The organism is Mannheimia cairinae, from assembly GCF_028649535.1.
Lineage (GTDB): Bacteria > Pseudomonadota > Gammaproteobacteria > Enterobacterales > Pasteurellaceae > Mannheimia > Mannheimia cairinae.
The window spans coordinates 152,349-164,840 of record NZ_JAQSJE010000007.1; the positions used below are offsets into that span (position 1 = coordinate 152,349).

Annotated in this window: 10 protein-coding genes; 6 read left to right on the plus strand and 4 right to left on the minus strand. The window is 37.9% G+C overall.

Features of this window, described 5'->3' with window-relative positions; translation table 11 throughout:
* Nucleotides 1–74: 74 nt before the first annotated feature.
* Nucleotides 75–1,520: a xylulokinase gene (gene xylB, locus PTQ27_RS07575; RefSeq protein WP_273749113.1), complete on the minus strand. Its 1,446-nt coding sequence runs from the start codon at nucleotides 1,518–1,520 to the stop codon at nucleotides 75–77.
* 81 nt (nucleotides 1,521–1,601) lie between these two features.
* Nucleotides 1,602–2,921: a xylose isomerase gene (gene xylA / locus PTQ27_RS07580; protein WP_273749112.1), complete on the minus strand. Its 1,320-nt coding sequence runs from the start codon at nucleotides 2,919–2,921 to the stop codon at nucleotides 1,602–1,604.
* 248 nt (nucleotides 2,922–3,169) lie between these two features.
* Here xylA and xylF point away from each other — a divergent pair, with 248 nt between their 5' ends.
* The 6 genes from xylF to PTQ27_RS07610 all read left to right on the plus strand — a co-directional run bounded on the left by xylF (nucleotide 3,170) and on the right by PTQ27_RS07610 (nucleotide 10,836).
* Entirely contained in the window at nucleotides 3,170–4,171 is a 1,002-nt protein-coding gene (xylF, locus tag PTQ27_RS07585; RefSeq protein ID WP_273749111.1) for a D-xylose ABC transporter substrate-binding protein, read from the plus strand.
* A gap of 72 nt (nucleotides 4,172–4,243) precedes the next feature.
* Complete coding sequence (gene xylG / locus PTQ27_RS07590; protein WP_273749110.1) at nucleotides 4,244–5,758, plus strand: D-xylose ABC transporter ATP-binding protein; 1,515 nt, start codon at nucleotides 4,244–4,246, stop codon at nucleotides 5,756–5,758.
* 3 nt (nucleotides 5,759–5,761) lie between these two features.
* Nucleotides 5,762–6,889 (plus strand): sugar ABC transporter permease, encoded by a 1,128-nt coding sequence (locus PTQ27_RS07595; protein WP_273749109.1) that lies wholly within the window; start codon nucleotides 5,762–5,764, stop codon nucleotides 6,887–6,889.
* Between the two features lie 254 nt (nucleotides 6,890–7,143).
* Nucleotides 7,144–8,586: a D-xylose transporter XylE gene (xylE, locus tag PTQ27_RS07600; RefSeq protein WP_273749108.1), complete on the plus strand. Its 1,443-nt coding sequence runs from the start codon at nucleotides 7,144–7,146 to the stop codon at nucleotides 8,584–8,586.
* Nucleotides 8,587–8,610: 24 nt separating this feature from the next.
* Nucleotides 8,611–9,591: an aldo/keto reductase gene (locus tag PTQ27_RS07605; RefSeq protein ID WP_273749107.1), complete on the plus strand. Its 981-nt coding sequence runs from the start codon at nucleotides 8,611–8,613 to the stop codon at nucleotides 9,589–9,591.
* A gap of 84 nt (nucleotides 9,592–9,675) precedes the next feature.
* On the plus strand, nucleotides 9,676–10,836 hold the full coding sequence (locus PTQ27_RS07610) for a XylR family transcriptional regulator (protein WP_273749106.1): 1,161 nt from the start codon (nucleotides 9,676–9,678) through the stop codon (nucleotides 10,834–10,836).
* Between the two features lie 75 nt (nucleotides 10,837–10,911).
* Here the strand turns inward: PTQ27_RS07610 and rfaD are convergent, their stop codons facing one another.
* Nucleotides 10,912–11,841 (minus strand): ADP-glyceromanno-heptose 6-epimerase, encoded by a 930-nt coding sequence (rfaD, locus tag PTQ27_RS07615; protein ID WP_273749105.1) that lies wholly within the window; start codon nucleotides 11,839–11,841, stop codon nucleotides 10,912–10,914.
* Between the two features lie 97 nt (nucleotides 11,842–11,938).
* The gene (gene def / locus PTQ27_RS07620) at nucleotides 11,939–12,451 is read right to left on the minus strand and encodes a peptide deformylase (protein WP_273749104.1); all 513 of its coding nucleotides are present in this window, start codon (nucleotides 12,449–12,451) and stop codon (nucleotides 11,939–11,941) included.
* Nucleotides 12,452–12,492 lie beyond the last annotated feature (41 nt).

Sequence of the window (12,492 nt, forward strand, 5' to 3'; positions counted from 1 at the left end):
GATTAAAAATTCAAGCGGTCTATTTTGTGCAAAGTTTTGCAAAAATTAGACCGCTTGTTTTCGTGATAATAACCTTACAGCCCTTTTAATCGCTGATAAAGCTCATCGAATTTTTGTCGTTTTGCTTGATATTCAGCATAACGAGCAGAGTCTGGCTGATAGGTTTCTTCCAATGCTAATGGTTGGCAGAAAGTAGCAATGTCTTGCTCTGGGTTAAGTGCTATCTGAGCAAGTTTGGCTGCCCCTAAAGCTGGGCCGACATCGCCTCCTGTGCGGTATTCAAAGGTTTTTCCGCTAATATTGGCAAGCAGTTGTCGCCAGTAAGCACTTTTCGCACCGCCACCAATTAAAGCGATATTTTCTGCTTTCACACCTGTTTCGTGCAATACATCAATACTCTGCGCCATCGCAAAACTTACCCCTTCAATCACCGCTTTTGCCATTGTTACGGCATTATCATTATGACCTAAGCCCCAAAATACACCTTTGGCATAAGGGTCATTATGCGGTGTGCGTTCGCCTGATAAATAGGGCAGGAATATTGCATCGGAGGCGGTTTTATCTGCTTCTACTTGTTGGAATAGTGTTGGTACATCTTTAAAACCTAATGATTTAGCTGCCCAATCAACTGCAGAGGCCGCACTTAAAATAACCGACATCAAATGCCAACGGTCGGGCAATGCGTGGCAAAAACTATGTACTGCTTTTTGTGGATTAGCGTGGAATTTATCGCTTACCACAAAATAAACACCCGATGTACCAAGCGATAACATTGCTTGCCCTGGTTGGTATAAACCGATGCCGATTGCCCCAGCAGCATTATCGCCACCACCGGCAATAACAGGCACTTCTTTCATCTTCCATTGTTGAGCCAGTGATGAACGGAGATAGCCGGTAACTTGATTGCCTTCAAATAGTTTTGGCATATTTTCAGTATCTAATCCACAAGCATTGAGTAAGCTTGCATTCCAATCACGTTTGCCCACATCTAGCCACATTGTGCCTGAGGCATCTGACATATCAGAGGCATATTCGCCTGTCATTAATAGACGTAAATAATCTTTTGGCAGTAAAACTTTACTTACTTTTTCGGCAATATTTGGAAGATGTTTATCTACCCAGCGAAGTTTTGGTGCGGTAAAGCCTGGCATCATTAAGTTACCGGTAATTTCACGACTGTTCGGCACTAATTTTTCGAGTTCTTCACATTCGGCAAAACTGCGTCCATCGTTCCATAAAATGGCAGGGGAAAGTATATTATCTGCTTTGTCGAGTAAGGTTGCACCGTGCATTTGCCCAGTAAGCCCGATGGCTTTAACTGTGGTTAAATCTTGTTGAGAAGCAAGTTCTAACATCGCTTCATTAGTGGCATTCCACCAATCCTGAGGATTTTGTTCAGACCATAGTGGCTGAGGGCGAGAAATGGGGATTGATTTATGTGTGATGGCGACAATCTGTTGATTTTCATCAAGTAGAACCACTTTCACGCCAGAAGTGCCAAGATCGATTCCTATATACATAAATACTCCTGATTGAAAAAAAGCGGTCATTTTTAGTGAGAAATTTGCAAATTCTTTCTAAAAAACGACCGCTTGTTATAATTAGCGATAAATATAGTTATTTACCAAGTTTTCTAAATATTCTTGCTGACCTGATACTGGTTTTGGATCTAGCTCTTTAGTTTCAACCACTTTCGCTAAATCTTCAAGGCTTGCCTTACCTGTTAAGATTTGTTGGCCTAATTCGCCATTCCAACCTGCATAGCGAGTATCAACAATATTTTGTAAGGTTTGATCTTCAATCATTTTCGCTGCACGTTTAAGTGATAATGCTAACACATCCATCGCACCGATATGAGCGTGGAATAGATCGTAAGGATCGGTACTTTGACGGCGGATTTTCGCATCAAAGTTGAAACCACCGGTTGTAAAGCCACCCGCTTTTAAGATTTCGTACATTACTAATGTATTTTCTTCAACACTATTTGGGAATTGGTCTGTATCCCAACCTAATTGTGGGTCGCCACGGTTAGCATCAATAGAACCGAAGATATCTAATGCTGCTGCTGTTGCAATTTCGTGTTGGAACGTATGGCCTGCAAGTGTTGCGTGGTTAGCTTCAATATTCATTTTAATCTCTTTTTCAAGACCAAATTGTTTTAAGAAGCCATAAACCGTTGCAACATCATAGTCATATTGGTGTTTTGTCGGCTCTTGTGGTTTTGGTTCAATAAGTAGAGCACCTTCAAAGCCAATTTTGTATTTGTGTTCTACAACCATTTGCATAAAGCGACCGATTTGCTCACGCTCACGTTTTAAATCGGTATTTAATAGGGTTTCATAACCTTCACGTCCGCCCCATAATACGTAGTTTTCACCCCCTAAGCGTTTAGTCGCATTCATTGCATTAAACACCTGTGCTCCAGCCCAAGCAAACACTTCTGGGTTTGGATTAGTTGATGCACCAGACATATAACGAGGGTTAGTAAAGCAGTTTGCGGTACCCCATAATAATTTAACGCCTGTTTCTGCTTGTTTTTGCTCTAAAACATCTACAATGGTATGGAAGTTATGTAGATATTCTTTGAAATTGTTGCCTTCAGGTGCGATATCTACATCGTGGAAACAGTAATATGGCACACCTAGTTTTTGGAAAAATTCAAAAGCAATCTCTGCTTTTTGTTTTGCACCTTGTAGTAAATCACCTGTTTTTTGCCAGCTTCTATCAAGCGATCCCACACCGAACATATCATTCCCTGTCCAGCAGAATGTGTGCCAGTAACATACCGCTAAGCGTAAATGCTCAGCCATTGTTTTTCCTAAAATAACTTCATTAGGATTATAGTGTTTAAATGCAAATGGGTTAGTTGAATTTGCACCTTCATATTGTACTTTCGCAATTTTGTCGAAATAGTTAGACATACGTAATTCTCCTATGAATTGAGACAATAATAAGTTCGAGGCTCATCATCAAGGAATTTAAAAATAGGTGCAATTACGATATTTCGTTTTTTTATTTAGATTATTAGTTAATGTGGAGCAGATCACAAAAGTGAAAAAACATAATGGCATTACCAAATCTGATAATTGCACTAATTTCAAAATCTCCGCAGACTTCATCCAGAGCAATTACTGCTCGACATCATTTTCTTAACCACGTGAGGTGTTTTATGAAACTTAAATCGAAGTTATTAGCAGTTGCTGCGGCAACATTAATGGTTTTTAGTCATTCTGCTTTAGCTAAAGATCTTAAAATTGGGATGTCTATTGATGATTTACGTTTAGAAAGATGGCAAAAAGATAGAGATATTTTTGTAAATAAAGCGGAAGCATTAGGTGCAAAAGTGTTTGTGCAATCTGCAAATGGTGATGCAACAGCACAAATTTCGCAAATTGAAAATATGTTAAATAAAGACATTGATGTGTTGGTGATTATTCCATTCAATGGTGAAGTGCTTTCTAATGTAATTTCTGAAGCGAAAAAAGAAGGGGTGAAAGTATTAGCTTATGACCGCCTAATTAATAATGCTGATCTAGATTTCTATGTTTCATTCGATAATGAAAAAGTAGGTGAACTGCAAGCTCAAAGCATTGTTGAACAAAAGCCTGAAGGTAATTATTTCTTAATGGGTGGTTCACCTGTAGATAACAACGCAAAACTATTCCGTAAAGGTCAAATGAAAGTATTACAACCTTTAATTGATAGCGGAAAAATCAAAGTGGTGGGTGACCAATGGGTTGATTCTTGGTTAGCAGAAAAAGCATTACAAATTATGGAAAATGCTTTAACCGCAAATAAAAATAATATTGATGCGGTGGTGGCTTCAAATGATGCGACAGCCGGTGGTGCAATTCAAGCATTAAGTGCGCAAGGTTTATCTGGCAAAGTAGCAATTTCTGGTCAAGATGCAGACTTAGCGGCAATTAAACGTATTATTGAAGGTACACAAACAATGACTGTGTATAAGCCAATTACGAATTTAGCGGATAAAGCAGCTGAAATTGCGGTTGCATTAGGTAAAGAAGATAAATTAGAGCCGAATGCGCAGTTAAATAATGGATTAAAAGAAGTTCCATCATTCTTATTAGAGCCTGTTGTTGTAACAAAAGACAATATTGATGAAACAGTAATCAAAGACGGCTTCCATACAAAAGATGCAGTTTATAAATAAAAGTTAATTCAATCTCTCAAAATGGCAAGAGTTTTACACTCTTGCCATATTTGAAAATAAGGGGTCTAGGTTATGGCGAAATTATTAGAAATGAGAAATATCACTAAAAAATTTGGTGATGTGGTTGCATTGAATAATATTTCAATTTCCCTTGAAACAGGCGAAATACTTTCACTATGTGGCGAAAATGGCTCAGGCAAATCAACATTAATGAAAGTGTTATGCGGTATTTATCCTTCAGGCGATTATGAAGGGGAAATCTATTTTGCTGGTGAGAAATTAATTGCTAAAAATATTAAAGATACAGAAGAAAAAGGTATTTCAATTATTCACCAAGAGCTGACATTAGTAAAAAATATGTCAGTTTTAGAAAATATGTTTTTAGGTAATGAAATTACAAGTGGCGGAATTACTGATGACAACGAAATGTATCTCCGTTGCAAAACATTATTGGAACAAGTTCAGTTAGATATCGATCCGAATACAAAAGTAGGCGAGTTAGGCTTAGGGCAACAACAATTAGTCGAAATTGCTAAAGCTTTAAATAAACAAGTTCGTTTATTAATTTTAGATGAACCAACCGCATCTTTAACGGAAAAAGAAACCGCTATCTTGCTAGAGTTAATTAAAGACCTACAGGCACACAATATTGCTTGTGTTTATATCTCTCATAAATTAAACGAAGTAAAAGCAATTTCTGACAATATTTGTGTGATTCGAGACGGCGAGCATATCGGTACTCGTTCTGCCCAAGGTATGAGCGAAGACGATATTATCACAATGATGGTAGGGCGTGAGATTACCTCCCTTTACCCACACGAACCACACGAGATTGGCGAAGAGATTTTACGAGTAGAAAATATCACTGCGTGGCACCCAACCAACACCCATATTAAACGTGTAGATAATGCTAACTTCGTGTTAAGAAAAGGCGAAATTTTAGGGGTTGCGGGCTTAGTTGGTTCGGGTAGAACTGAAATGGCACAATGTATTTTCGGATCTTATCAAGGTAAATATCAGGCTGATATTTTTCTTAATAATCAAAAAATTAAAATCAAAAATTGTGCCCAAGCGATTGATAACAATATTGTAATGGTGCCGGAAGATCGTAAAAAACACGGCATTATTCCAATTATGGGGGTAGGTAAAAATATTACGCTTTCCTCACTACCGCAATTTTGTTTTGGTAAGAAAGTGATTAATGAACCACTTGAAGAAACCATTATTAATCAATCTATCGCTAAACTTAAAGTTAAAACCTCTTCCCCAGAATTAGCTATTGGGCGGTTAAGTGGTGGTAATCAGCAAAAAGCTATTTTGGCTAAATGTTTATTATTAAATCCTAAAATTCTGATTTTAGATGAGCCAACACGTGGTATTGATGTGGGGGCAAAATATGAAATATATAAATTAATCAACCAGTTAGCTCAAGAAGGAATGGCGATTATTGTTATTTCTTCAGAATTACCCGAAGTTTTAGGTATTAGTGACCGAGTGCTAGTGATGCATCAAGGTAAAATCAAAGCAGACCTCATTAACGATGGTTTAACACAAGAAAAAGTAATGGAAGCTGCACTCAAGGAGTAATCTATGAATAAGTTAAAATCAATTAATTTACAAGTTTATATTATGCTTATTGCGATTGTTGTCATTATGAGCTTCTTCACATTGGCAACAGATGGTGCCTATTTAAGTGCAAGAAATATTTCTAATTTATTACGCCAAACTTCCATTACCGGTATTCTTGCCATTGGTATGGTTTTTGTGATTATTTCTGCAGAAATTGATTTATCTGTCGGATCGCTTATGGGATTACTAGGCGGGTTTGCAGCAATCAGTAATGTTTGGTGGGGCTGGCCACTGCCTTTAACCATTGCGGTTACTCTTGTTTTAGGCTTAATGCTTGGTGCTTGGAGTGGCTGGTGGGTTGCTTACCAAAAAGTGCCATCTTTTATTGTAACGCTTGCTGGTATGTTAGCCTTCCGTGGAATTTTAATCGGCTTAACAAATGGTACAACTGTTGCACCTATCAGTAATGATATGACGGTTATTGGTCAAGGCTATCTTTCAGATACTGTTGGAATGATTTTAGGTACTATTGCCATATTCTGTTTTATTGCGTGGGGTAGCTACCAACGCAAAGCAAGACAAAACCTTAATCTTACAGTTCCTGCAATTCCTAAAGAAACAGTCAAATACGGTATTGTGGCAATCTTAGTATTAGGTGCAATTTATCTGCTTAACGACTACCGTGGTGTGCCGATTCCTGTATTAATTCTTGCACTATTAGCAGTAGCAGGTACATTTCTTGCAAGAAAAACTGCCTTTGGTCGCCATATTTATGCAATCGGTGGCAATATTGATGCAGCACGTTTATCGGGTATTGCTGTTGAAAAAGTAAAATTAGCTATCTTTGCTATTAACGGTTTATTAGTGGCGGTAGCCGGCTTAATTCTAAGCTCTCGTTTAGGTGCAGGTGCACCATCAGCAGGGCAAAACGCAGAATTAGATGCCATTGCAGCTTGTGTGATTGGCGGTGCGAGTTTAGCAGGCGGTATCGGTAGTATCTATGGAGTAGTTATCGGTGCCTTTATTATCGCCTTGTTGGATAATGGTATGAGTATGCTAGATGTACCAACATTCTGGCAATATATCGTAAAAGGCAGCATTTTATTACTAGCAGTATGGGTAGATACTATCAGTAAAAAGAAAGCTTAATTAGGTAATTACAAGCGGTTGTTTTTGGTAAAAATTTTGCAAAAAACGATCGCTTGTTATTTTTATAGAAAGCATACCTTTAAATTATAAAGGTATGCTTTTTTTATCTACTTGATTTTATTGTTTTTTTATAATTTTGTGGCATAGATCACAAAAACTAAAAAACGTAATAGCATAAAAAATTATGGTAATTGAATAATACTCCATTTTATGAAGAATACTTCATTGTAATTATATGATTAAAGGAAATTGTGATGCCTCAAAAAATGAATTTATATGTTATTTGTGTAACATTAGTAGCCACATTAGGTGGTTTATTATTTGGATATGATACGGCTGTGATTTCTGGCACAGTTGCCTCTCTTGATGTTGTATTTATTCAACCTAAAGGTTTACCAGAAATCTCGGCAAATTCTTTACTCGGGTTTACTGTCGCTAGTGCATTAATTGGTTGTATTATCGGTGGGTTCTGTGGTGGTTATCTAAGTAGCCGTTATGGACGGAAAAATGCACTTATTATTGCTGCTATTTTATTCTTAATTTCTGCTATTGGCTCTGCTTACCCAGAATTGGGCTTAAAAGATGTTGAAGACTCAGAAAGTATTCCATATTACCTTAGTAACTTTATCACTGAATTCGTAACTTATAGAATTATTGGTGGTATAGGTGTGGGTATTGCCTCAATGGTATCGCCAATGTATATCGCTGAAATTGCACCAGCAAATGTACGTGGAAAAATGGTTTCATTTAACCAATTTGCAATTATTGCAGGTCAATTATTAGTTTATTTCGTGAACTATTTCATTGCATTAAGTGGTGATAATACGTGGCTAAACACAATCGGTTGGCGTTATATGTTTTTGTCAGAAACAGTACCTGCTACACTATTTTTAGTTTTACTTTTATTTGTTCCAGAAAGCCCTCGCTGGTTAGTCTTGAAAAATAAATTACAACAAGCAGAAGCCGTATTAAAACGCTTATTAGGGGCTGAATCAGGTCAGTTAGAATTACAAAATATCAAATCTTCATTAGCCCAAAGAAGCACAGTTAAAGCACCGCTATTTGCTTTTGGAGTTGGTGTGATTGTTATCGGGATAATGCTATCTGTTTTCCAGCAGTTTGTTGGGATTAATGTTGCACTCTATTATGCACCTGAAGTTTTTAAATCATTAGGTGCAAGCACGGAAACAGCATTATTACAAACCATTATTATGGGAGCGATTAATCTTTCTTTTACCACTATTGCGATTTTTACTGTAGATAAATACGGCAGAAAACCATTACAAATCTTAGGCGCGTTAGGTATGGCTATCGGAATGTTTATTCTAGGTACTGCATTTTATGCTAGGCTCTCTGGTACTATCGCCTTAACAGGAATGTTATTTTATATTGCTGCATTTGCTATTTCTTGGGGGCCAGTCTGCTGGGTATTATTAGCTGAAATCTTCCCAAATGCTATTCGTAGCCAAGCATTAGCGATTGCAGTTGCTGCACAATGGATTGCAAACTATCTTGTTTCTTGGACATTCCCAATGATGGATAAAAGCTCTTATTTACTGGAACATTTTAATCACGGCTTTGCTTATTGGGTTTATGGGATAATGAGTGTATTGGCAGCACTATTTGTGTGGAAATTTGTGCCAGAAACTAAAGGTAAATCTTTAGAAGAACTTGAATTACTTTGGAAGAAAAAATAACCCTCACTCTAAACGGAGATAACTATGAAACAACGTCGATTTGGTAAAACCAACAAAATGGTTTCAGAAATAGGTTTAGGCACTTGGCAGCTTGGTACAAAATGGGGAGATCCATTTAATCACCAAGAAGCAATGGCTATTTTAGAAATGGCATATGAGCAAGATATCAATTTTTTAGATACTGCCGATGTTTATAACAATGGTCAAAGTGAGCAGTCGATTGGCGAAATCTTGAAAAAATACCCTGACTTCTTTTACGTTACAACCAAATGTGGGCGGGCATTAAACCCTCATACTGCGGAAATGTACACGCCACAGGCTATTGAGAAGTTTGTTGAAGGGAGTTTAAAGCGTCTTGATACGGAAAAGCTAGATCTTATTTTATTACACTGCCCACCAACTTCCGTTTATCGTAACGATGAAATTTTTAGCAAGTTAGAGCAACTCAAAACGGCTGGCAAATTAATTGATTATGGTGTGAGTATCGAAACTGTTGAGGAAGGGCTTTTGGCAATGGAATATGATATTGCTGCAATGGAAGTTATCTTCAATATGTTCCGCCTAAAACCCTTAGATCAGCTTTTCCCAACTGCTAAACAAAAAGATGTTGGCATTATCGCACGAGTGCCATTAGCAAGTGGTTTATTAACGGGCAGATACAATGCGAATACTGTTTTTGGTAAAGATGATCATCGTACTTTTAACCGCCAAGGCGAAGCTTTTGATAAAGGGGAAACTTTCTCAGGTGTGGATTACCAACTTGGGCTTCAAGCTGTAGAAGAGCTAAAAGCACTGTTTGGTACGGAAGATCTGATTCCTTATGCATTACGTTGGGTGTTGATGCACGATGCTGTCAGCACAGTGATTCCAGGGGCAAGTAAAGTTTCTCAAGTGGTGAGCAATGCTGCAGTAGATACTTTCCCTGAATTAACGCAAGCACAAATGCAGAAAGTTGAAGAAATTTATAATCGCTTAATTCGCCCAAGTGTTCACCATTTATGGTAGTGTAAATATCTTAAAGCCACGAGTTTTCGTGGCTTTTGCTTGTTCTCTCGTTTTGTTTTATAGTATCAAACAATGGAGGGAGCAATGGTAGAACAATATTATAAAATCGCCCTACTTTTTAATGCGAATAAAATTTATGACCGTGGTGTAATGCAAGGCATTGGGCAGTTTATTCAAGCCTCTCAATGCTCTTGGGATATTTTTGTTGAAGATGATTTCGTCTATCACAAAAACACGATTGAAAGCCTTTCTATTGATGGTGTGATTGCCGATTTTGATGATCCAGAAACAGTTGAATTGCTAAAAGATATTAACGTTCCTACTGTTGCTGTCGGTGGTTCATACCAAAATCCTGATTATTATCCAAACCTTCCTTATGTCGCTACCGATAATTACGCATTAGTAGAAACTGCCTTTTTACACCTAAAGAAAAAGGGCATTAATCAATTTGCATTTTATGGCTACCCGGCTGAAACAGAAAAGCACTGGGCGCTAGAACGGCAAAACGCTTTTATTCAGTTAATGGAAAAATATGAGCATACACCTAATTGCTATATTGGTGAGAAAGTTCATTCAGATAACTGGGTAGAACTACAAACAAAATTAGGTGAGTGGCTACAAACATTACCCCCTCATACTGGGATAATTGCAGTAACCGATGCTCGAGCCAGACATTTATTACAAACTTGTGAGCATTTAAAAATTGCCGTACCTGAACAACTTTGCGTGATTGGTATTGATAACGAAGAGCTTATTCAATATCTATCTCGAATTTCCCTTTCTTCTGTAACGCAAGGCACCTCACAAATCGGCTATCACGCAGCCAAGTTGCTACATCGTAAATTAAATAATTTGCCCGTTTCGCAAAAGCCGATATTAATTCCACCACTCAAAGTGGAAGAACGTCGATCAACCGATTACCGTTCACTACAAGACCCAGCCGTTATTCAAGCGATGCACTTTATTCGCCACCGAGCCTGCCAAGGGATTAAGGTAGAACAAGTGCTTGACCATTTACGCATTTCTCGCTCAAATTTAGAGCAACGTTTTAAAGATGAAATGAATAAAACCATTCATCAGGTCATCCACGAAGAAAAACTCGCTCGAGCAAAATATATGCTCAAATTTACGGATATTCCAACCCAAGAAATAGCAAGCGTATGTGGTTATCCCTCTTTGCAATATTTCTATGCGGTATTTAAAAAAGAGTTTGGTAAAACACCAAAAGAGTTTAGGGAAGAGTAGTAAAAGCAAGCGGTCTATTTCGTGCAAAGTTTTGCAAAAATTAGACCGCTTGTATTGATTAAGAAACGTATTGTCTTAGTTGCGATTTAACCACGCCATATACTCCGCCGTGCCTTCTGCTACCGTTTTAAACTCGCCTGTGTAGCCAGCTGCTCTTAAGTTAGTTAAGTCTGCTTGAGTGAAGGTTTGGTAGCGAGATTTTAAATGATCTGGAAATGGAATCGTTTCAATTTCACCTCTTCCGTGGTATTTAATTACCGCATTTGCCACTTCTTGGAACGATTCTGCTTTACCTGTTCCAAGATTGAAAATACCTGACACCCCATTTTGCCACGCCCATAAGTTTACTTTTGCCACATCTTCCACATAGACAAAATCACGTAAGAATTGCTCTGAACCTGCAAATAATTTTGGGTTTTCGCCTTTTAACATTTGATTGTTTAGGTGGAATGCCACACTTGCCATTGAGCCTTTGTGTTGTTCACGTGGGCCGTAAACATTGAAATATTTAAAGCCACATACCGGTGAATCTGCTTCTGGCAGAATACGACGCACATATTCATCAAATAAGAATTTTGAATAACCATAAGCATTAAGCGGGCCTTCAAATTCACGTTTTTCGATAAAGTTGTCAGAACGTCCGCCATAGGTGGCAGCACTTGAGGCATAGAAGAATGGAATTTGGCGATCTAAACAGAAGTGCAATAACTCTTTTGAATATTCATAGTTGTTTTGCATTAAATATTTGCCATCCCATTCTGTCGTAGCAGAGCAAGCACCTTCGTGGAATACGGCATCAATTTTGCCAAAATCATCGCCTGCAATAATAGAAGCGATGAAATCTTCTTTATCACAGTAATCTGCAATGTCTAAATCCACTAAGTTGATGAATTTTTCCCCATTTTTTAGGTTGTCTACCACCAAAATATCTTTACGGCCAATTTCATTTAATGCTTTTACAATATTGGCTCCGATCATACCAGCGCCGCCAGTTACGATAATCATCTCTGTTTCCTCATTTAAAAAAATTAGCTTTATTATCGGTTTTTATAGCTTGAAGTGCAATAAAAAGCCCCACGAAAAGTGGGGCTCAACTAAAATGTTATTTTGCTCTCGCAATCTGTTTTTTCAGCTTTTGCATTTTTTCTTTAATGCGTTGGCGTTTGAGAGCTGAAATATGATCCACAAAAAGCACACCGTTTAGGTGGTCAATTTCGTGTTGAATGCAGATTGCAAATAAGCCGTCGGCTTCAAAAATAATCTCTTCGCCTTGGCGGTTTAGGGCTTTGACTTTCACTTTCTCTTTGCGTGGCACTAATGCTCTATGCCCCGGAATAGATAAGCAACCCTCTTCAATACCAGTTTCGCCACTGCTTTCTAAAATTTCAGGGTTAATTAACACTACTTGGTTGGTTTTATCGCCCTCAATATCAATCGTAATTACACGTTTTAACACCGCCACTTGAGGAGCAGCCAGCCCGATGCCTTCGTGTTCATACATTGTGTCAAACATATCATCGATAAAACGATTTAATTCTTCATCAACCTGCGTAACAGGCGAACATACTGTTGCTAACCCTTCATCTGGGTAAAGTACAACATCTAATACTGCCATTTTTGTGATCTCTCTCGAAAAGTTTAAAAAATTCGTTTGGC